Genomic DNA, 20,690 nt, shown 5'->3' with positions numbered 1-20,690 from the left:
CCTTATTTAGAATTTTTTAATGATGTTTCCTTCACTGTCTACAATATCTACTTCAGCTAATCTCATTTGACTATCCATAGTATGAGTTGCACAGGATAAACATGGATCGTAAGCTCTGATAACCATTTCCATTAAGTTAAAGATTTTATCATCGATTTCGACACCAGGTTTGATGTAATCTTTAGCTACTTGTTGAATACCCATTTCCATAGCAGGGTTGTTTTGGATGGTTGCTACAACAATGTTAGCTTTAGATACTAAACCATTTTCATCGGTTTCGTAATCATGGATTAAAGTACCACGAGCAGCTTCAACAATACCTACACCTCTACCAGCAGTTCTTTCTAATTCACCTGGGAATTTTTCACCAGATAAATCTTGATCTAAAGCATCAGCAGCACATTCAGCAGCAGCTAATAACTCAATAAGTCTAGCCCAGTGGAATAATAATGGTGCTTGTGCGTATCCGAATTTGTCGTGGAAGTCTTCAAATGCAGCTTGTGCTAATGGTGCTGCATCAGGCATTTTGTCAGCTACGTTAAGCCTGGATAATGGAGCAACTCTGTAAATACCTTCTGGGTATCCTAATTCTTTAATGTAAGGGAATTTTAACCAGGAGTAAGGTTTTACGTGTTCAGCTACAACATCAGTGTATTCTTCGTTTTTGTATTCAGTGTAAATACTACCGTCAACATCTTTAATTCTTACATTACCGTTGTAAACATCCCATACACCATCGTTTACGAGACCACAGTGCCTAGTGTCACCGAAGTTACCTAAAGATTCAACTAAGTCCATTTTTTCTTCGAAAATAGGAACAGCTAAGTCTAAAGTAGCTTGAGCTAATTCAACATTTCTTTTAGCTCTGTTTAATAAGTCAGCTTGAGTTTCATCATCTAATGAAGTGGAAATACCACCAGGAGTAGATGAAGTTGGGTGAATAGGACGACCACCGATTTTTCTTACCATTTCTAAACCGTTTCTTCTGATTTCAATAGCTTGAAGAGCGATTTCAGGTTGGTCTTTAATGATTTGGAAAACATTTCTAGTGGATCTGGTTCCATCAGGAATGATAAAATCAGGTGCAGCTAAGAAGTAGAAGTGAAGTGCGTGAGAGTGCATGAATGAACCCCAGTTCATAATTTCTCTCATTTTGTAAGCTGCTGGTAAGATTTCTTCATCTTTGAATCCAAAGATTTGGTCAGTAGCTTTAGCAGCTGCTAAGTGGTGTTGTACATCACAAATACCACAAATTCTAGGAACAATTCTAGCTACTTCTTCAATAGGACGACCTTGTAAGAATTTTTCGAATCCTCTAAATTCCATAACATGTAATTTAGTGTCTACAACATTTCCAGCATCGTCAAGTTCTACGGTAATTTTAGCGTGACCTTCAATACGAGTTACTGGTTCCATAGTAAGTTTAACCATATTTATTCTCCTCCTTTCTGCATTTTCATTGGTACTAAAGCAGCTGGTAATGTGTAAGTGTAGAAAGTACCTACAATATCATCTAATTGGTCAGCTACTTGTTCAGGGTCTACAGTTTTATCTTCTTCTACACCGTAGTCAGATGCAATAGCACTAATCATTTTTGCTCCTTGATCTAAAACTTTAGCGGTAGGACCGTAACATCCTCTACATGGAATTCCAATAGATGGGCATTCAGCACCACATAAGGAAACAGTTGCAGGACCCATACAAATTAAACCTTGAGAGATTAAACATAAATCATCTTCAGGTTTACCAAGTTCAAATTGTCTTTTAATGAAGTCCATAGCTAAACCTTCAGGTGGTTTTTCTCTAGGACATACTTCACAAAGGTTAGTAACTGGTAATTCAATAGTTTCATTTCTTAATAAAGTGAGAACTGCTTCAGCTACTACATCAGAACGAGGTGGGCAACCAGGAATCATTAAGTCAACATCCATAACAGCATCTAATGGTCTTACTCTAGATTCAAGAGCAGGAACATCTTCGTTAGGAATAATTCCTTCAGGGTTTACAGTAGAAACAGAGTTGATGTATGCTTCTTGTTCTAATTCTTCAACAGTAAATAAGTTTCCAAGACCTGGAATACCACCATAACATGAACAAGTACCATATGCGATAACAAGTTTAGCTTTTTCATTTAACATTTCAGCTAATTCTCTGTTTTCATCGTTCCTAATACCACCTTCAACGATGATAACATCTAATTCAGGTACTTCATCGTATTTAGTATCCATAAGTACAGGAGAGAATTCAAAATCAGCTAAATCCATAATATCAATTAAAGATTCGTGGAAGTCCGCAATGGATAAGTGACAACCAGAACAGCCTCCTAACCACATAGTTCCTATTTTTACTTTATCTGCCATATTAACTCCTCCAATTTATCCTTCAGCTTCTAATTGTTCTTTTAATGGAGCTGGGCCTAAAGCCTTAATTCTGTTAACCATCATTTTAACAGCTTCAGAGAATTTTTCACCTTCAGATGCAGAAATCCAGTCGTGGTGTACTCTTTCTCTTCCAATTCCCATATCTTCAACTAATTTATAAATTAATCTCATTCTACGATCTAATTTATAATTACCTGCATCATAGTGGCAGTCACCCATGTGACATCCAGCTACAAATACCCCATCAGCACCTTCTTGGAATGCTTTTAAAACAAATTGAGGGTCAATTCTTCCAGAACACATTACACGAATAACTCTAATATTCGGTGGGTATTGCATCCTTGCAGTACCTGCTGTGTCAGCTCCTCCATAGGAACACCAGTTGCAACAAAACATTACAATTTTTATATCATCAGCCATAGAGTTTTTCCTCCTCTATTAAAATTTTTTATTCATCTTAAATCTCCATAAAAAACTTGTTCCCCAAATCACAACAATATTTTCATGAAAATTTCAATTTTATACTTAGACAAAAGGTTTTTTTGTCGTAAGTCACAATTTTATGTACTTAATGAGCTAGCTCAGCATAACATTAATGTACTAATTATATATTATGCGAACAATTAATATAAAGGTTACTTAGAAAAAAAAGCCACAAACTTTATATACTAAAACAGGAAAGTTAAGACACACCAAAATCTTAAAAAAAATAAAAAAAATAGAAAAAAGAAGGATTAAATTCCTTCAACACTCATATCAATCATTTTTTGAGTTTCAGCAGCTAATTCATCTGGAAGACCAGTAATATCCATACTTAAAAATCCTCTAACAATCATAGACGCTGCTTCTTCTTCACTAATTCCTCTAGATGTTAGATAATTAATCTCTTCTTCATCAATTCTACCAACAGCAGCTTCGTGAGATAATTCTAAGTTAGCAGAACTAGCTTCAAGTTCAGGAACTGCATAAATCATACTATCATCAGATAGAACTAAACCATGACACTCTAAATGTCCTCTAACATCAGGAACAGTACCTGCTAAATGTCCCCTAGAGTAAATTTGGGATTGATCTTGAGATACAGAACGTGAAATAATTTCAGCTTTAGAACCTGGAGCATTAAGATAAGCTCTAGAACCTACATCAATTGTAGAATCTTTAGTACCTCCTTGGATACTTTGGAAAATAGCTCTTGAGTTAACTCCATCACAATAAGCAGTAGGATAAGATTGAATTGAATGTACAGGACTAGTTAAAATGTAATTATTTAAGTAAGTTGCATTATCTGCAATCCTAATTCCAGTTCTAGGACGTACTTCTACCTGTTCCGCCCAATTATGAACCATTGTAAATGTAAGTTTAGAACCTGGTTTTAAATAAACTTCAGTAATTCCAACATGCAATGCTGATAAAACATCATCACCAGTTGCACAACCAGTAATCAAATGAAGTTCAGAATTTTCTTCAGCTATAACAATATTGTGTGAAGTTTGCATAACTGCTTCATCACCAATAAACATACATGCTTGAACAGGAAGAATTTCATGAGTGTTAGGTAAAGACCTGATGAAATAACCACTTTTAGTGCCAGTTTCTTCTTCAACTAAAGCAGTTTTTGCAGTATATTTATCAGTGTCTGGTTTTACAGCATTCCAGAAATAATCTTTTAACCAATGATGTTTTTCTAAAGCAGCACCCACATTCATTAATTCAATTGAATCAGACAATAAACTACTAAAAATATTACTTTGATCCATTTGGAAAAATGAAGCAGATCTTCCTTTTTCTTCAGTATCTACCCCAACTTTTAGAAGAGCATCTTTAGTTTTCTTAGAAACATCATCAAAATCATCTAATAAATCTAAAGCATTTACCTCTTCATTAGTGAAATTTTCAATAGTAATATCTGCCCCTAATGGAGCTTTTTTATCTTTTGCTTTTTCAGCATCCTGAGCCACATTGCGCACATTGAACACATCCTTTAAAACCATCTTTTCTAATATCTTCAAGAATTTCTTTAGGATTACCACTACAAGCGATTTCTCCATCCATTAAAACATGAGCTTTATCAGCTTCAACAAAGTTTAAAATATAACCTAAATGAGTAATTAACAAACCACTTCTTTTTCTTTGTGCATGTTTTTTGTCTTTGTCTAATAATGTCCTAATTTCTGCAGATAATAATTCTACATTTTCAATATCTACACCAGAATCTGGTTCATCAAACATGGTAAAATCTGGCATTTGAGCTAATAACTGTAAAATTTCTGATCTTTTAACTTCCCCGCCAGAAAATCCAAAGTTAACATCCCTATCTAAAAATTCATCAGAGAATTTAAGTTTTTCAGCTAACTCTTTCATTCTAGGATTTAATTCTTCATCCATTTCTTGGTGAGATTCTAATTTAAGTAAATCACGAACAGAAACTCCCCTAATAGTTGGAGGATTTTGGAAACTTACACCAATACCTAATTTAACACGTTCATCAGTGGTTAAATCAGTAATATCTTGACCTTTAAATATAATAGATCCTTTAACAACTTTATACTGAGGAAAACCCAATATAGTTAAGAATAAAGTACTTTTACCTGCTCCATTTGGCCCTAAAAGTACATGAGTTTCACCCTCATCAATAGAAAGGTTAATATCTTTTAATACTAACTTCCCTGAAACTTCAACAGCCAGATTTTTAATTTCAAGTAACATAAAATCACCTATATAAATATAAAATTAAATAAGAAATAATCAAATTAACAATGTTTTATTGTTAAAGAAAAAATAAAAAAAACAACAAGGAAATATTATTCAGTTACAATAATAAATTCCCCAACTTTTTCAACCTTAGCAAAAGGAACTAATAATAAATCCCCGTTTCTTTTAGCTCCTTTAACATGAATATTACGACCACTTTCGACTTTAATTGCAATATCCACGATTTTACCTGTTTTTTCATTGATAATAAGCTCATCTAATACACCGAGAATACGTGCATTATTAGTAGCAACTTGATAATTTTTAATTTCACTCCATAATTTTTCTTCTCTTTTAGGGATATTTCTATTTTCCATCACATCACCTGCAGTAAGTTATAATTAATATATTTATATAATTTCATTATATTTAAATCATTAGACTTAATTTAGAAAAATGAATTAAACAAAGAGTTAGCTATTGATGCATCTTGAAGAGTATTAATATTAATAGCTAATTCAACTTTAGACAAAATAAGATTTTCTTCTTCCTGAATAACATTTCTTGTTTTAAGAATATTAAGACCAGAAGGCACCAATCCATCAAAATCATAAGAATAAAGTAAATTTAATTCTTTAAAAATTTCAACTGGGACTAATGTGCTTAAAGACTCTACATTTAATGACAAGTAATGCCCAATAACATAATCAATAAGATCGCTTGATATAAATGGTAAATCTGCATTAATAACAAGCAAAGTATCATCTTTAGATTTCTTTTCAAAAAAGTCTAAAATAAAAGACAAATCATTGAGATAATCAGTACCAGGAGTATCAATAATCTCAAAAGAACTATCTAAAGAAGTTAAGTACTTAGTTGTAACTGGTGTATTAGGACTAACTGCAACAAAAATCTTATCAATAAACTTTGAATCTGAAAGATTTTTTATAACATAATCTATTAATGGTTTATCTCTAAGTTTAAAAAGGGGCTTTTCAACATCTGCTTTTAAACGAGTCCCCTTACCCCCAGACATTATAACTGCATAAATCATAAAAAATCATAAAAAGGAGTAAATTTATTTGGCAAATTTACTACCTTGCATTTTCATTCTTTTACCAAGGATACACCTTTGTCCTTGACAACCACCAATAGGATTCTTTTGTGTTCCCATTGAATTCATACAACGAGCCATAATAGCTGAACCTAAAGCAAGACCATCTTCAACAAAAACCACTTTATCAAATTTATCTTTAGCATAATCTAAAATAAGTTCAGGTTTACGACCAGTAACTCCTGCCCTACCAGTAATACCTAAAGCAGAACCTTCAGTAATTACATTTTCTTCAAAAGCTATATCTAAACAACGAGAAACAATTTTAGCACTTACATAATCCATTGTTGATAATAAAGTAGGTAAACCATCCCTTTCATAAATTTTTCCACCCAAATCCATTAAATCAGGAAGTTTATCACCATTAGTACCTACATCACAACCAATAAGAGTAGTTCCAGCATCTGCTGCAGCTTTAGGATTTAAAGGAACAGTACCAAACCTATCAACATCAAGAGGAACTTTTCTAATATCAATAAGTTTGTGAACTTCCTCAGCATTAGCTTGAGCTTTCTTTTTATCTCCTTTCTTAACTAACTTATCAGTGTATAAATCAAGTGCTGCACCACCTTCTTTATCAACTTCACCAGAACCTCTAGCTAATGAATCAGAAATAACTCCTGCTAAACCTAAAAAGTTACCAACAGTATTAGCATAAGGCTGATTATCATTAACAATCCTTCCAGCTAGTGTAGAACCAAAGTCTAAACTAACACAAGGATTCCTATAATCCACTTCAGTCCATTTAGCACCTAATTTAATACCCGCAGTAACAAGTTCCCCTTCCATTTCATTAGCAACAGCTTCTTTACCTTGAGGAGGAATAACACTAACAACAGCACCATCAAACATGACATTATCTAAAAGAGAATATTTTTGAAGCCTATCAGGTAATTGAGAAGTACTCATAGCAGGAGACATTTTTCTAGGAGGAATTCCTGCATCTAAACATCCATCTGCAAGTGCGATAACAAGCTTACCTGCTTCTTCTGCAGTAGCAAAACCAGCAGTTACACCAGTAGATCTAACAACAAAATCCAAATCTTCTTCTTTATCAACATTAGCTTTTCTAAGAGCTTCTAATACAGTATCTTTAATCATTTCAGCTACTGCTTCCTTAGAAAGTTCAATACCCCAAACTGTTTTACCAAAAACCTCTTCATTAGCTTTTGGAGGCCTAATATCTCTTGTCATTTTAACAGTTTTATTTAGTAAATAAGATTCACTGGTATTCAAATTAGTAGCCATTACTACACATTTAGTAGTTGTGTTACCAAGTTCAACAGATGCAGTAACATAAAAAACATCTGGTTTTTTAACAGCACCCGGACTTGCAGGACCTGCTTTATTAGCCCTTAAAATATCTAAATTTCCTGTACGAGATTTAGCAATAATAGGCTTAGGACCTTTATTAAAAAGTTTATCTAAAAAAGACATTATAAAAAACCTCAAAATTCATTAAATATAAACTGATTTATAATATCTTTTAAGATTAATATAAATTTTATTAAATAAATTTTGAAAAATAGCAAAAAAGAGTAGTTAATTGATAAAACAAAAGAATTTGTAAAAATAAGAATTTTATTAAAAAATTATTAAGATTAGAAAAGGATTCTAATCTATAATAATTTGTTGAGTGGGTGTTCTTCGATAGCTTCAGTTCCCATATCTTTAGCTGCTTCAGCTACGAACATATCAGTTTGAGCAACAGCAGGGAAAGCGATTTTTGCGTTATCGATAGGTCCAAAGAGAACGAAGTCTCCACCACACATTACTTGAACAATGTTTGCACCAATATCACAAACAGTGTAAGCAGTTTTGTTTCCTGCTTTTTTATAGTCTCTTAACCAGTCCCATGCGGATGGTACGTTGTGAATACCAGATCCAACAGGGTATCCCCATTTAGCTTTTTCTGCAAAGGTAGTTCTTGCAGCAATACCTGCACCTTGACCTAATGGAGTTACAGCAGTATCCATCATAAATTTGTCGATACCACAGTCAGCAGCAACTTCGAGTAAACCTTTTTCGTAAGCACCGTCGTCACCGTTTTCCCACATAGCCATTTTACCATCTACAGTAGCGTTCATTGGGTTGAAACCTAAGATAATAGAAGCAGAAATGTTTGTTTCAGCAAGAGCATCTAACTCAGATTTGTCAGCAGCCATGTTAATGGAGTTGTAAATAGCTCTTTCAGTTAAGCCAACTTCATCAGCATATCTTGCACCAGCTACTCTAGCATCACCAGAAGTAGAATCTATAAGGAAAGGTTTGTCACAAATATCTCCGACAAATTCTAAGTATTTTACAATAGCTTCTTCAGTTTGTCCAAATACTTGAACAATACATGGGTTACCTGTAACATCTGACATTTCTTCCATGTCTTTAACTAAAGCTTCTGCTTTGTTTTTATCAAAGTCTCCAGTCAATTCATCATTAATAATATTATGTCCACCATAAAAGATGGTACCTGCTAAAACAGTTGGGTATTCCCCTGGCTGTCCACCCATTTTAACGCCAGCAAAATCAAATACTGTTTGTTCTTTATCAAATTTAAACATTACAAAATCCTCCTTCTATAATCCGAATAATGACATGATTACAGATACTACATTATATTTAATTGCAATAACTAATATGAATAAACCTATAATCATACCGTATAAAATACCAACATCTCTACCGGTTTGTTGACCTAAACGTTGATAATATTCCCCAAGAGTGAAATCAACTTTTTCTTCTGCATCATCTAATCTAGCAGCAAGAGCGTTGAAATCATCAGCGGAAACCATTACTTGAGGTATTGATTTTTCTCCATCACTCATTTAAAAACACCTCTATAATCCGCAAAGTTTTGCAATAGCTGGGATGATAACAATTAACACAAGTGCTAATATGATACCGTAAGCAAATCCTTTGAATCTAGTATTGATTAAACCAGCAAAGAGTTTACCTTCCCTAGCGATAAGTTTTGCACTATAATCCACATCTTCTGAAACATTGTTAATTCCATTAACATTTGGTTTGTTAGAAATTTTTACCATAATTTAATCCCCCTAGAAGAATAAGAATAAAGAACCGATAACTAAGGTAAAAATTAAACCAATCATAATACCTTGTACTTTACCTGCGTAATTACCAGCCATATCCTTTTGAACAGCACCAATCATTTCAGTTTTGGTATAAATATTTCTCATCCTAGCTTCAATTAATGCAGTTTCAGCAGAAACAACTCTCATTTCTTCTCCATCATCTGCATCGCCATCATCGTCTTCTACAGAGATAACCATAGCTTCTTCTTCAAAAGCACCAGGATCTTTTTCAACACATTCGCTGATTTTAGCATTGATAGCTCCAACATCTTCAACATCAATCATATCAACGATTTCTAATTGTTGTTGGAATCTTTCAACACCATCTAAAGGAACATTTTCTACGAAAGGAATAGCACCAGTAGCTCCGATAATTTTTTTCTTATCAGGGTCACAACCATTTTCATGTAATGCTTTGAAACTTTGACCAGTAATATGTCCTTGTACTTCAGCTCCGGATAATATTAAAAACCTAATGTTAGGATTTGAAATAATGTTTGCAACAACTTTTTCTACACCTAAGTTTTCAGTTTTACAAGGTCCTGCAATAGCTGCACCAGAAAGATCTGCTTCAATGTGAGAAGCTAAAGTTGTTACAGCAACAGGACTTTCAGGATCCCCTACAACATAGTCTCCACTAATAACCGGCCATCCTTCTGCAGGTGATTTTTTGTCAGCCATCTATAAAACCCCCAAACTTATTAATATAGGCATTGCAGCAAAGATGATGACAACTGCTAATAAAAATCCGTAAACAGTGTTTGTTAATAAACCTGCAGTTACATAAGAACCATCCCTTCCTGGGAATGAGTTAGATGGACTTACATTTGGATCTAATGCATTAAATAAATCATCAGCAGCTTGTTCAACTTTTGCTACTGCCGCATCAACATCATCCATTGATAAAATTACTACACCTGAACCTAATGAAGCTCCTAATAATCCAGTAGCAGGGTCAAGAGCTAAATTCATTTCAGGTACGACTTGAACCATAGGTAACATTTCAACCATAATCATACACTCCTATTTATTCCTCTAATTTAGGCCAAAGACCAGACCATTTTACAGATGCAGCTGCACCATAGGAAGCATTTACGAATGCTCTGAATGAAATGACCCATCCAATTAAACCAATGATTAATACAATAAACCAACTTACTCCACCAGTAATTACAGATAAAATACCGGTAATTATCATTGCTAAGAATGCAGTGGAAGCAGCACATTTAAGAGTTCTTACTTGATCTTCGTTAGGTCCTAAACATGCGTTATATGGGTGTTGGATTGCCATTGTGTTCATAATAAAGAATACAGCAATAAAACCAGTACCAACAACATGTTCTAAAACAGCTTCAATATCATAAGTTCCAGTGATAGCAACAGAGAATCCTAAAACAGATAAAGCTGCAGCACCTGCAATTTCCATAGTACATCTTTCTAAAATAGGGATTTTCATACCTACAATTTTTTTAGCAACAACAGCTACAATTAAACCAATAATCATTGCGAAGATTAAACCGATAACAGGTCCAGCAACTTCTAATTGAGGGAAACTGTAACCAATACCGATACCAGCTAATGCACCGACAATACCAATAGATAAAGACATGTATCCGATAGATGGTACACCAGTACCTAAACCGTAACTAGCTACTCTACGAATAGCATCAGCACCCCATACGATAGCACAGACACCACCAAGTCCTGCAATAGCAGAACCGAATAATGTACTGTATGGTGCTACATAAATACCAATTAATCCACCAACGATACCTAAAATTAATAAATGAACGGAGCTAATTGAGCCAGTTGCTTCTCCACTTCCTCCAGCAGACATCTTATATACCTCCTGTTAATAATACACAGAATATTCCTAAAACAATAGATGCAATTAAACATGCTACTGCTCCAGTACCAATCCTTTTGAATTTAGGATCAGTGAAACCTTCAATAGTACCACCAATGTTATAAGATGCAATTACTGCGTTAACGAAGAAAACACCAGTACCTAAAATAGCAGCTAAACCAATAGTCATAGTAGGGTCAGTTACAAAGGAACCTTCAGTAGCAGCAAGGTTGATAGCATAGTAAACCATACCTCCACCGAAACCACCACATAATGCACCTATAATACCACTAATAAATGAAGAAGTAGGTACACCGTGTCCTTCAGTACCAGGAGTTTTATACTTTTCTTGGTTACGTCCAGTAATAGGGTCAACTTCTACTTTAGAAGCTGCAGGTACAACACCTACACCATATACATAAATTAAATCAGCAATGTACATAGTAATACCCATCATAATCATAGCACCAATAGCACCACCGATACCAATAATATACCATGGCTCACCAGTCATGGATGCAGCAGTAATAAGTCCAGTTAAACCTGCACCAGCTGCTAACATTGCAGTACCAGTACCTACACCAGTTGCGGTAGCCATAGCTGCAGGAGCTCCTCCTACAGGAATGAAATGTACACCAGCACCGATGAGGACACCACCGATTGCGATAAATAAAATTAATGTAATTGGATCCATAATGAAAACCTCCTTATTCTTCCTCATATGGTCCATAAGCGTTTCTTGCAAATACTTCTAATCTGTCATTTAAGATAATTAATAAAATGACAATTATAATACCTACAACGATTCCGCCATAAATTCCAAATACAACAGTATTCCAGAAACTGAAGAATACAACGAGACCGAAACATAAACCAGTTAAAGGTCCACCAAATTTAGCACAGAAGTTTACGACATCCATGGAGTTTTTAGCACCAACAGGAGCTTTAGTAACAATATCTCCTTGAATAGCTACAGGAGTACCTCCACCAAAGTCGAATTTTTGATATTCGCTTTCTGCACCATAATGAACGTCCCCAGTTGAAGAACCAATTGCTCCAAGGGTAATACCCCAAAGAACAGCTAACATAGGTAATGGGAATACATGTAAAGCAGTACCATTAATTGGGATAATCATTAAATAAGAAACTCCGACAAGACAAAAAGTAGTTATAAATCCGTGACCAACAATAGGTCCTAAAGATTGAGTTAGCACATCCATAAATAAAGGTTGTTCGAATTGAGATTGACCAACAATCCTACCCATATGTGCTGTAACTGTGTAAATACCGTGAACTAAAGCAGCAACACAAGCACCCATTGCAATAGCTATAATTGGGAAAACAGAAAATTCCATTAAAATAAATGCAATAGCACCAGCGATACCACACCAAACACCATAAGCGACCGGTTCACCAGAAGCCGCCTTGTTTATCATACGGTGTAAATGTCCCATTTGAGGAGCTAATTGAACTTGTGAGTTAGGGTTACTTTGAGAACCAATATCAGATTCTAAGTCCTCTGCAGCCCCACCGATAGTTGCAACAGCACCCATCAATGCAACAACACCTAATGTTACAGGGTCCATAATTTTTTCCTCCATATTTTTTTATTAAATTTGATCATTTAATAAACATGAAATAATATTCAATCCATTTGAATATTGAAATTAATGTATGTAAATCAAAAAGATTACAATCAATAGTAAATTCTATTGATAAGATAATTTTTTTATATATTAATATAAATGTTTTACTAAAATTTTTTAAGGTAAGCTTAAATTTTTTTTAAAAATAAATGGGTAAAGGATACCCATTTATTCTAAGTCAATATATCTATTTTGCTGGAGTAATAGCAGTTCTTTCACCGGATGGTTCGAACTCTCTTAATGCACCTTTAGCAAATTCTGCACGAGGTTTACTGAAGTCAAAGATTAAGTTTTTGTCAGCAAATGCAATTTTGATTAATGGGTTGAAAGCCCATGCATCTTTACGAGCAGAGTGAGGAGCTTGTGCGATACCAGCGTATTCACCTTGGTGACCTACGTTCATTGCATAGTTAGGATAGTTAGGACCTCTCATTTCAAGTGGTAAACCTTCATCGTTTCTGATAGCGAATACGTTAGCAGCACCACATTGATCTTGTAAGTCGTAACCGTAGAATCCTAATCTGGAATGTTGTTCTTTGTGTAAGTATTGTGCTAAGTACCATGCACTTAAACCAGTTTGTGCATTTCCAGTTGCGAAAGCAGTGGAAATACCAGCAGCTGCGGAAACAACAGCAGCTCTTTGAGAACCACCGAAGTGAGTTTCAAGTAAAGCTGGGTATTCTTCGTATTGTTCTAAGGAGTAGAAAGTTACTTCAGAACCAACATCGAGAACAGTGTCCATGTTGTTTGGAGCTTCACATAATCCACCGTATTTGTCTTCTACATAATCTTGACCATAGTAACTGAAGTCGTCTAAAACGTTATCAGTGTATGCAGCGGTAGCATATTGAGTAAATCCTACACCACCAGACATGTAAGAACCTAACCAAATTTGGTCGTATAAAGCTGCACCTAAAGCTACTACTTCTAATGAAGAACGTACAGGGTCGTCAGGGTAAAGTCTAGTTGCTTGACAGATATCTGCCATGAAACCGAATGGAACTCCACCAAGTTCGTTTTCTGCTCTTGCTCTTCTGATAGGTAAGTAAGTACCCATGTGGATAACTTCTGCGTGTTTGGATGCGTATGCGAAGTCACCAGTAGCTCCTTCACCAGCACATTGGTTGTAAGCAGAAATCATGGACATACCAATTTGCATAGCAGACCATCTGGAAGTAGTACCTCCATCACAAACTCTACCTACAATACCAGGGATTCTTACAGCTTGCCAAATGCTTCCACCAACTTCAGCTTTTAAAGCTTCAGCTTGTTCTTCAGGGAACTCTTTGTTAATGTCTAATACAAATGCAGAGTCAATTTCGTCTGCTAATTCGTCATCCCCAGTAAATACTTTTACGTAACTGTCGGATACTACTAATGGGTCAGTTTCTACCATGTGTTCTTGAACTACTGCTGCACCAGGCATAGCGTGGTTTACAGTTTCTAAGTATTCGGTAATGGTTTCAGGAGTTACTTCAATACCTAATCTTTTTTCAAGAACGTTGTGAGCAGTGTTTAATCCTACAATTACAGTTTTTCTAATATCATCCCAAGCTTGTTGGATAGCTGAGTTGTTAATAAAGTGTAAATCGTCACCTTCAACAAAAGTGTCAGTGGTAGATAATTGGTAAGACATTAAAGCTCTTTGACCTAAAGGAGTACCAATGTCTGGGTTGTACATTGGGATTCCTCTTTTTTCAGCTATTTCTTGACCTTCTTTTACGAAAGCACTTTTTCTTTCAGATTGTTTCCAACCACCCATGTTATAGAAAGTAGTTCTATCATCAGTTGGATCTTCACTGAACTTTTGTTTCATTGCATCTAAGAATTTTTTATCTGCCATATTTAATCCCATCCTTTTTCTGGATTAAATGCACCAAAGGATCTTGAAACGTGGATGTTTCTTAAAACTTCTACTGCTTGTTCATCATCCTTGTATGCTTCACCATCAATTCTGTAAATAGTGGTTTTTTCTTTTAAAATTTCTTCATCTAATGGTTCACCTAAAACAACTGGTTCATCTAAGTCAGTACCGATTTGGTCTTTTACCATTTCAACATTACCAGTTTCTTTGTTGAATACTTGTCTTCTAAGCATATCAAACATTAAACCATTTTCATCAAGTCTTAAAGAGTGACCGTGTACACCTGCACCTCTAATACCAGTTCTTGCAGTATCAAAGTACTCGGTTTCTAAAAGTATTTTAGAAATACGTTCAATATCTCTTTCCCTTGCTTCGATTACTTGTCTTCCAGATAAAGTACCGGTATCAATTCCTCTGAATCTGTATAAGTATGATCTAGCTCTTAAGTAAGGTTGAGCTGGAGCAAAGTACATAGAGTCTACGAATTGAATGTATCTAATCCTGTCCCCTGCTTTTGCACCGTCAATAGGGGCTACTAATTCTCTTACAATGTCGTCAGGCTCATCCATTTCATCTAATGGTGGGTGAACACTTTTATATTCTTCACCTGGAGCTCTGTGACCTAATATTTTTACTACGTCTTCGTCAGAGATTTCTCTTAACTTTTCTAACTCGTAATCAGGGTCAGTAAAGTTTCTTCTATTTTGAGCAACCTGAGAAGTACCTGGATAAAGTTGTACCATAATTATGCATCTCCTAATGCTAATTTAACTTTTCTAATAATTTCATCTAATTGTTCTTGAGAAGCTGTTTCACCACGAATAACACCTGTAACAATGTCAACAATTGTACCTTTTGTTTTAATATTTTCTTCAGATGGCATTACTTTAGAAGTTTTAATACCAATCTTAGCGAAATCTTCACAGTCTACTGGGGATTCACATATAATGATGCAATTTTTATTAACATTCCTTAGAATTAATCTTGCTTTGTATATAATGTGATTTTTAACTCCACCTAAGTGGACCACAAGTAGTTTAAAATTCTTCATTTGTTCTACTTCCTTATCAGTGAGCCCAAATAAGGTACCACCAGAAGCAGGAGCATCATGAGGAACTCCAGCACCTGCATTTAAAACCATTGTACTAGTTAAAACATTTGCTTCACGTAATCCGAAAGTAATTTCACATACTGGTTTGGTAATATGTCTACGACCTGGTGACATAGCAACAGCTAAAACATCAGTACCACATTCAGCAAAAGTACCTCTTTGTGCGATACTTCCACCTTTTCCCATACCGCTTGTTTCCCTACAATCTACAACGTGAGTACAGCGTCCTATCATATTAATCAAATTGATCTTTTCTTAAGATATTTACGTGGTCTTCAAAACTTGAATATTGATCAGTCATTCCAATTAATTCATCAGGCAAATCTGCTTCACCATATTTAATTCTGTCAGAAACAGTCCTTTCTTTACGGATATAATTTGATTTATCTTGATTAATATCATAACCATATGGGATATGTTTCTTACAAATTTCATCTATTTGTTTTATAGTGGATTCCATTGTTAATTCAACAAAAATTCTGCCTGTTTTCACTTTGAGAATAACATCTTCACCATTAATATTGATAACTCTACGTTCCCTAAATTTAGGTGGTAAAGTTTCTTCATTTGCTGGGAATCTTGGACCGTGAATAACAGTTCTTTTAACATCATTAAGAGCTTCAATTTCATTTAATAACTTTTCAGTTGTGTCACTTCCAAGAACTCTATGTGGAAATATCTCAATATCCATTATTTTGACCTTCTTCCAATTAGATTTTAAACTAAATTAATTAGATGTCACCTTTAATTTCATCAGCTGCTAAAGCAACATATTTGAGAGGTTCTCTAAATTCATCAATTTGACTGTATACTTCTTTAATTAATCCAGAAGTAGCTTCTGGTGAAAAGAGTTGTGTTCCTGCATCTAAAGACATAGCAGCAGCTACACAAGGTATACAGAATCCTTTACTGTGTCTTGTTACAACGTGGTTACCGTTAAAGAGACCAGGACCTCCACCACCGTAGATAGAGTGACTGAAGAAAGAGAATCCTACAGCTACACCTTCTGCTCTACCGTAATCGATACTTGGTAAACCAGTAGCAAATTCAATGTTATCATTGAAGTATAATAAAGTAGATGGAATACCTTGAGCAGCACGAGCAGCACCAACGTTTACCATAGTTGCTGCAGTAGCACCAGCAGCAGCATATGCGTTCCATAAAGCTGCATCATCAGTGTTGTAGAGGTTGAATCCGCCTAAGTCTTTTTGTGGAGCGATTACGCCATCAGCTTCTGCTCTAGCAATAGTACCTTGTACTACACTACCAACAGTACCTTCAGCAGCATTTTCTTTAACTAAGTCTAATACCATGTTGTTTGCGTTCATTCCTTGGTAAGCTAAACCTAATAAGTGTAATCTTTCGTAAGCACCTAAAGCGTCACCCATTTCAAACATAGCAGTTTGTTCGAAGATAGCAGCTAATGCAGTAGCTTGGAAAGTGTTTTTTAAAGTAGCAGCAGCGAAATCGTTTGCTTTTACTCCTCTTAAAGCGTAACCAGGACCTTCGAGTTTTTGTGGAATGTCTAACATAGTAGCAATATTAGCTCCTTTGTAATCTACAGATTGTGGGTATCTACCTAATACTGCACCTTTTACGTAGTTAGCATCGTAGATACTTACATCGAAAGTTTCGATAATTGCTTGAACTAAAGTAGATGCAGCAGATAATGGTGCAACAGAATACTCAGCAGCAACATCAATTCTGACAGATGGGATTTGTACTAATAACCTTTTACCTCCAGAAATTGGAGTAATGTTAGTATCGTCATCTTCAGAAACTTGTATCATATCTTTCATTTTTTCAGCAATTGCTTCTGCATTACCTACGATGTCGAGATCTAATTCTCTTCCTAAAATTTTAGATTTATCTCCACCGATGGAACCAGTTCTCAAAGCTTTTTCTACACCATCTAAGTTTACTGCAACAGTTCTTTTTACACCTTTAACGATGTTTTGAATTGCAGGGTTTCTAAGTGGGCTTAAAGCTTCGATTGGTACATCAGATACAACTAATGAACCTCTATCGTCGTATAAATCGACTTTATCATCAAACTTTGCCATTTTTTCCCTCCTAGTTATAGAGTTTAATAGATATACCAACTCTCAAAAACAAACATATTTTTTGTTTCTAATTGAGTAGCTACAAAGCAAGTCTTTGCAATAGCCAGCCATATGGTATACAAATTTTATTTTAAATTAGATATAATATAAATATTACCTATTGAATGTTTTAGAAAGATTTATTAAGAAGCACCATTTTAAGATAAATAAATCAAAAGGTAATACTTTTAAAAAGGAATATAATTCATTCAAATAATTAATAGATAATTAAAAATGAATTAAACACCACATATTAATAAATTATTCCATTAATTAGATAAATAATATAAAAATAGAAGCATTATAAAAAATAAACCTATATTTGAAATAATTCAAAAAACTAATTATCCTGTTAATGAGTTAGATAATAATTTTTGTCAATACAAATAATAAATTAAAAATTAATTTAATAAATTAACTAATAAAAATAGGGGTAAAATGAACAAGTGTTTAAGTTAATTTAAAATAAATTATTATAAATCATTGCTTAAAGTAATACTGAAATTTAACAAAAATAGCTATATAATATAATATACATAGATAAAATTTATGCAAATTGTAGCTGATGTTGGTGGAATTCCAGGAAAAGATTGTAATGGTTTTTGTAAATATTGTTATTTTAGAAAAGTGAAAGAAATAGAACCTCTTGGATGTTCTAACTGCTTACCAAACAAAATTGGCTGTGAAAGATGCAGTAAAGGAATAAGTGAAAATGTAAGTAAATTTAGAAATCCCTTTGAAGTATTAACTGACGTGCAAAATACTTTAATGATGCAGCCTGTTAAAGATGACATCAAAGTAAATATTAGTGGAGGAGGGGACGTAAGCTGCTATCCTTACTTAGAAAACCTTACAGCTAGTTTAAAACAATATGGATTAAATTCACACTTAGGATATACAAGTGGAAAAGGCATTACCAACAGTGAAATAGCTACAAACTTAATTAACAACAATGTTGATGAAGTTACATTTACTATTTTTTCCAGTAATCCAGATATTAGAAGAGAATGGGTTAATGACAAACATAGCGAAGAATCCCTAAAAGCATGCCAAACTTTCGCTGAAAACATTGATTTAACAGCTGCATCTGTTATAATTCCTGGAGTTAATGATGGAGAAATTCTTAGAGATACTTGTGATGCATTAGAGAAATGGGGTGCCAAAGGAATTATATTAATGAGATTTGCAAATACATTTAATGAAGGATTAATCTTAAAAAATGGGCCAATTCTTAAGGATTTTGAATCACAGCCTATTGAAGAATTTGGCGAGCTTGTAAAACAGATTAATAAAGAGTATAACTTTAGAGTCTCTGGAACCCCAATTTGCGATCCTGAAACTGATGGTCCATTTGCAATAGCTAAAGATAAAAATGAAATCTTTTTACAGTTTATTAAAAAGGTAACTGGAGAAGCTACAATCATCACTTCAAAAACAGCTGAACCATATATTTCTAAGATATTTGAAAAAATTGGTGCTGAAGATGTTAATGTAGTTGCAGTTCCTAAAGAGATTGCATGTTTAATTACAAAAGAAGATCTTGAAACTTTAGATTTAAGTGAAATTAAAGAATCTGTTATATTGCCTGGACGTGCATTTGTACATCAACTTGATGCAGAGCGTATTTTAAGTGCTGATGGAGTTGAAAGAGTTGTTGGGCGCGGTCCAGATACTCTCAGTGTTGATGGTGAATTAAGTTTTGATATGACTGATGAAAATGTTATTGAAAGAGAATTAGAACAGTTTAATGACTTAGTTGATGCAATTAACTTCTTTGGTATGAAAATAAACTAATTCTTTCTTTTTAATTTTAATACAGACATATCACAATGTGTTCCTACTCTAATTGGAGGGCCAAAAGTTCCAATACCATCAGTAACATTTAAATAACTTCTATTTTTCTCAAATAATCCTCTTGAATATGGAAACATTCTTTTTATAAAATAGGTAGCTGGGTAAAACTGACCTCCATGAGTATGGCCTGACAATTGAATATCAAATCCCATTTCAATAAATTCATCCCAATTCATTGGTACATGATAAATTAAGAGATTTGTCTCATTTTTATTTAAATTAAAATTACATTGAGAATTATGGTAAAAACTAAAAGGCAATCCATAAATATTCACTCCTTTAAATTTCATTGATTCATTATTCAAAACTGTAATTTTGGCATTTTCTGCAGCATTTATAACACATTCAAGATCAGGATAGTCATCATGATTACCTGGAGTGAATATAATTGGAGAATTGGATTTTTTAAATATGTCAAAATGATTTGGACCTATTGCACAGGTTCCATCAGCCAAATCACCCGATATAATAACAATATCTGGATTTACTTCATTTATTTTTTCAACAGTTTTTCTCATTAAAGAATCTCTAATAAGTGAACCCACATGTATATCAGATATATGAACTATGGTCATTTCTTCAGTTAAATTTTTTAGATATAAATTCTTCTCATTTATTTTAACATGCCTTGCATTATAAATTCCATAAATGTATAATAAAATTATTATTAACAACATGAATTTAGCATATTCAATTGGAATTGGACAAATAATACAGTTAAATAAGAATACAGCTAATGCTAAAAATCCATACATTATTGATGCCCACTTTATAGATTCAGAAAAAAACATTAGTGTCCTTGAAATAATATTAGAATGCTTTAATTCAAAATAAACTGAAATAACATTTATAAAAGCCAGAACCAATACAATAGTTATTGTTTGTAAATCTGAAATAGGAATAAACAAATAGCTAGTGTATTTTAAAAGTAAAAAATAGAAAATAGATAGGATAATAGTCATCCCTATACCATTCATCCTAAAACGTTGTTT

General features: G+C 34.0%; 23 protein-coding genes. 1 reads left to right on the top strand and 22 read right to left on the bottom strand.

Annotated elements, in window-relative coordinates; translation table 11 throughout:
* Positions 1-6 precede the first annotated feature (6 nt).
* From MBBWO_RS03410 to mcrB, 21 genes are all read right to left on the bottom strand, one after another.
* On the bottom strand, positions 7-1,431 hold the full coding sequence (locus tag MBBWO_RS03410; RefSeq protein WP_116669482.1) for a Ni/Fe hydrogenase subunit alpha: 1,425 nt from the start codon (positions 1,429-1,431) through the stop codon (positions 7-9).
* A gap of 2 nt (positions 1,432-1,433) precedes the next feature.
* On the bottom strand, positions 1,434-2,360 hold the full coding sequence (locus MBBWO_RS03405) for an NADH-quinone oxidoreductase subunit B family protein (protein WP_116669481.1): 927 nt from the start codon (positions 2,358-2,360) through the stop codon (positions 1,434-1,436).
* Between the two features lie 15 nt (positions 2,361-2,375).
* Entirely contained in the window at positions 2,376-2,801 is a 426-nt protein-coding gene (locus MBBWO_RS03400) for a hydrogenase iron-sulfur subunit (RefSeq protein ID WP_116669480.1), read from the bottom strand.
* A gap of 314 nt (positions 2,802-3,115) precedes the next feature.
* A complete protein-coding gene (locus MBBWO_RS03395) occupies positions 3,116-4,372 on the bottom strand; it encodes a SufB/SufD family protein (protein WP_116669479.1) in 1,257 nt (418 codons plus the stop codon).
* Positions 4,323-5,087, bottom strand: coding sequence for a Fe-S cluster assembly ATPase SufC (gene sufC, locus MBBWO_RS03390; protein WP_116669478.1), 765 nt, complete (start codon positions 5,085-5,087; stop codon positions 4,323-4,325). Before sufC ends, MBBWO_RS03395 begins: the two co-directional genes overlap by 50 nt.
* A gap of 95 nt (positions 5,088-5,182) precedes the next feature.
* Positions 5,183-5,449, bottom strand: coding sequence for a PRC-barrel domain-containing protein (locus tag MBBWO_RS03385; protein WP_116669477.1), 267 nt, complete (start codon positions 5,447-5,449; stop codon positions 5,183-5,185).
* A gap of 71 nt (positions 5,450-5,520) precedes the next feature.
* Entirely contained in the window at positions 5,521-6,126 is a 606-nt protein-coding gene (locus MBBWO_RS03380; RefSeq protein WP_116669476.1) for an NTP transferase domain-containing protein, read from the bottom strand.
* A gap of 24 nt (positions 6,127-6,150) precedes the next feature.
* Positions 6,151-7,623, bottom strand: coding sequence for a methanogenesis marker 14 protein (locus tag MBBWO_RS03375; RefSeq protein ID WP_116669475.1), 1,473 nt, complete (start codon positions 7,621-7,623; stop codon positions 6,151-6,153).
* Between the two features lie 182 nt (positions 7,624-7,805).
* The gene (mtrH, locus tag MBBWO_RS03370; protein ID WP_116669474.1) at positions 7,806-8,744 is read right to left on the bottom strand and encodes a tetrahydromethanopterin S-methyltransferase subunit H; all 939 of its coding nucleotides are present in this window, start codon (positions 8,742-8,744) and stop codon (positions 7,806-7,808) included.
* A 15-nt stretch (positions 8,745-8,759) separates the two neighbouring features.
* Positions 8,760-9,008: a tetrahydromethanopterin S-methyltransferase subunit MtrG gene (gene mtrG / locus MBBWO_RS03365; protein WP_116669473.1), complete on the bottom strand. Its 249-nt coding sequence runs from the start codon at positions 9,006-9,008 to the stop codon at positions 8,760-8,762.
* A 12-nt stretch (positions 9,009-9,020) separates the two neighbouring features.
* Positions 9,021-9,227 (bottom strand): tetrahydromethanopterin S-methyltransferase subunit F, encoded by a 207-nt coding sequence (locus MBBWO_RS03360; RefSeq protein WP_116669472.1) that lies wholly within the window; start codon positions 9,225-9,227, stop codon positions 9,021-9,023.
* A gap of 12 nt (positions 9,228-9,239) precedes the next feature.
* Positions 9,240-9,956, bottom strand: coding sequence for a tetrahydromethanopterin S-methyltransferase subunit A (gene mtrA / locus MBBWO_RS03355; RefSeq protein ID WP_116669471.1), 717 nt, complete (start codon positions 9,954-9,956; stop codon positions 9,240-9,242).
* Positions 9,957-10,286: a tetrahydromethanopterin S-methyltransferase subunit B gene (locus tag MBBWO_RS03350; protein ID WP_116669470.1), complete on the bottom strand. Its 330-nt coding sequence runs from the start codon at positions 10,284-10,286 to the stop codon at positions 9,957-9,959. It abuts the gene before it with no gap.
* 16 nt (positions 10,287-10,302) lie between these two features.
* Positions 10,303-11,112, bottom strand: a complete 810-nt coding sequence (mtrC, locus tag MBBWO_RS03345) for a tetrahydromethanopterin S-methyltransferase subunit MtrC (RefSeq protein ID WP_116669469.1) — start codon at positions 11,110-11,112, stop codon at positions 10,303-10,305.
* A 1-nt stretch (position 11,113) separates the two neighbouring features.
* Positions 11,114-11,815, bottom strand: a complete 702-nt coding sequence (gene mtrD, locus MBBWO_RS03340; protein WP_116669468.1) for a tetrahydromethanopterin S-methyltransferase subunit D — start codon at positions 11,813-11,815, stop codon at positions 11,114-11,116.
* A 13-nt stretch (positions 11,816-11,828) separates the two neighbouring features.
* A complete protein-coding gene (mtrE, locus tag MBBWO_RS03335) occupies positions 11,829-12,707 on the bottom strand; it encodes a tetrahydromethanopterin S-methyltransferase subunit E (RefSeq protein ID WP_116669467.1) in 879 nt (292 codons plus the stop codon).
* Between the two features lie 247 nt (positions 12,708-12,954).
* Positions 12,955-14,610 carry a coenzyme-B sulfoethylthiotransferase subunit alpha gene (gene mcrA / locus MBBWO_RS03330; RefSeq protein ID WP_116669466.1) on the bottom strand — a complete coding sequence of 552 codons (1,656 nt, stop codon included), beginning with the start codon at positions 14,608-14,610 and terminating at the stop codon, positions 12,955-12,957.
* 2 nt (positions 14,611-14,612) lie between these two features.
* Entirely contained in the window at positions 14,613-15,374 is a 762-nt protein-coding gene (gene mcrG / locus MBBWO_RS03325; RefSeq protein WP_116669465.1) for a coenzyme-B sulfoethylthiotransferase subunit gamma, read from the bottom strand.
* Positions 15,375-15,376: 2 nt separating this feature from the next.
* Positions 15,377-15,976 (bottom strand): methyl-coenzyme M reductase I operon protein C, encoded by a 600-nt coding sequence (mcrC, locus tag MBBWO_RS03320; RefSeq protein WP_116670020.1) that lies wholly within the window; start codon positions 15,974-15,976, stop codon positions 15,377-15,379.
* 1 nt (position 15,977) lies between these two features.
* Positions 15,978-16,433: a methyl-coenzyme M reductase operon protein D gene (mcrD, locus tag MBBWO_RS03315; protein WP_116669464.1), complete on the bottom strand. Its 456-nt coding sequence runs from the start codon at positions 16,431-16,433 to the stop codon at positions 15,978-15,980.
* 40 nt (positions 16,434-16,473) lie between these two features.
* A complete protein-coding gene (gene mcrB, locus MBBWO_RS03310; protein ID WP_116669463.1) occupies positions 16,474-17,805 on the bottom strand; it encodes a coenzyme-B sulfoethylthiotransferase subunit beta in 1,332 nt (443 codons plus the stop codon).
* A gap of 588 nt (positions 17,806-18,393) precedes the next feature.
* On the opposite strand from mcrB, the gene mmp10 reads away from it, so the two are divergent.
* Positions 18,394-19,638: a methyl coenzyme M reductase-arginine methyltransferase Mmp10 gene (mmp10, locus tag MBBWO_RS03305; RefSeq protein WP_116669462.1), complete on the top strand. Its 1,245-nt coding sequence runs from the start codon at positions 18,394-18,396 to the stop codon at positions 19,636-19,638.
* Here mmp10 and MBBWO_RS03300 read toward each other — a convergent pair.
* On the bottom strand, positions 19,635-20,660 hold the full coding sequence (locus tag MBBWO_RS03300) for a metallophosphoesterase (RefSeq protein ID WP_165807921.1): 1,026 nt from the start codon (positions 20,658-20,660) through the stop codon (positions 19,635-19,637). The genes mmp10 and MBBWO_RS03300 overlap by 4 nt on opposite strands.
* Positions 20,661-20,690: the final 30 nt, after the last annotated feature.

Source organism: Methanobrevibacter woesei (genome assembly GCF_003111605.1).
In the GTDB taxonomy this organism is placed as follows: domain Archaea; phylum Methanobacteriota; class Methanobacteria; order Methanobacteriales; family Methanobacteriaceae; genus Methanocatella; species Methanocatella woesei.
This window is presented reverse-complemented; position numbering and strand designations above follow the sequence as displayed.

Coding starts and splice junctions, on each gene's coding strand:
- mcrD (WP_116669464.1), bottom strand. CDS start 16,433: ATGGATATTGAGATATTTCCACATAGAGTTCTTGGAAGTGACACAACT.
- mtrD (WP_116669468.1), bottom strand. CDS start 11,815: ATGGATCCAATTACATTAATTTTATTTATCGCAATCGGTGGTGTCCTC.
- MBBWO_RS03300 (WP_165807921.1), bottom strand. CDS start 20,660: ATGACTATTATCCTATCTATTTTCTATTTTTTACTTTTAAAATACACT.
- mtrE (WP_116669467.1), bottom strand. CDS start 12,707: ATGGACCCTGTAACATTAGGTGTTGTTGCATTGATGGGTGCTGTTGCA.
- MBBWO_RS03350 (WP_116669470.1), bottom strand. CDS start 10,286: ATGGTTGAAATGTTACCTATGGTTCAAGTCGTACCTGAAATGAATTTA.
- mcrA (WP_116669466.1), bottom strand. CDS start 14,610: ATGGCAGATAAAAAATTCTTAGATGCAATGAAACAAAAGTTCAGTGAA.
- mtrC (WP_116669469.1), bottom strand. CDS start 11,112: ATGTCTGCTGGAGGAAGTGGAGAAGCAACTGGCTCAATTAGCTCCGTT.
- mcrG (WP_116669465.1), bottom strand. CDS start 15,374: ATGGTACAACTTTATCCAGGTACTTCTCAGGTTGCTCAAAATAGAAGA.
- sufC (WP_116669478.1), bottom strand. CDS start 5,087: ATGTTACTTGAAATTAAAAATCTGGCTGTTGAAGTTTCAGGGAAGTTA.
- mtrA (WP_116669471.1), bottom strand. CDS start 9,956: ATGGCTGACAAAAAATCACCTGCAGAAGGATGGCCGGTTATTAGTGGA.
- MBBWO_RS03375 (WP_116669475.1), bottom strand. CDS start 7,623: ATGTCTTTTTTAGATAAACTTTTTAATAAAGGTCCTAAGCCTATTATT.
- mcrB (WP_116669463.1), bottom strand. CDS start 17,805: ATGGCAAAGTTTGATGATAAAGTCGATTTATACGACGATAGAGGTTCA.
- MBBWO_RS03405 (WP_116669481.1), bottom strand. CDS start 2,360: ATGGCAGATAAAGTAAAAATAGGAACTATGTGGTTAGGAGGCTGTTCT.
- MBBWO_RS03360 (WP_116669472.1), bottom strand. CDS start 9,227: ATGGTAAAAATTTCTAACAAACCAAATGTTAATGGAATTAACAATGTT.
- MBBWO_RS03410 (WP_116669482.1), bottom strand. CDS start 1,431: ATGGTTAAACTTACTATGGAACCAGTAACTCGTATTGAAGGTCACGCT.
- mmp10 (WP_116669462.1), top strand. CDS start 18,394: ATGCAAATTGTAGCTGATGTTGGTGGAATTCCAGGAAAAGATTGTAAT.
- MBBWO_RS03395 (WP_116669479.1), bottom strand. CDS start 4,372: ATGGTTTTAAAGGATGTGTTCAATGTGCGCAATGTGGCTCAGGATGCT.
- MBBWO_RS03380 (WP_116669476.1), bottom strand. CDS start 6,126: ATGATTTATGCAGTTATAATGTCTGGGGGTAAGGGGACTCGTTTAAAA.
- mtrG (WP_116669473.1), bottom strand. CDS start 9,008: ATGAGTGATGGAGAAAAATCAATACCTCAAGTAATGGTTTCCGCTGAT.
- mcrC (WP_116670020.1), bottom strand. CDS start 15,976: ATGATAGGACGCTGTACTCACGTTGTAGATTGTAGGGAAACAAGCGGT.
- MBBWO_RS03400 (WP_116669480.1), bottom strand. CDS start 2,801: ATGGCTGATGATATAAAAATTGTAATGTTTTGTTGCAACTGGTGTTCC.
- mtrH (WP_116669474.1), bottom strand. CDS start 8,744: ATGTTTAAATTTGATAAAGAACAAACAGTATTTGATTTTGCTGGCGTT.
- MBBWO_RS03385 (WP_116669477.1), bottom strand. CDS start 5,449: ATGGAAAATAGAAATATCCCTAAAAGAGAAGAAAAATTATGGAGTGAA.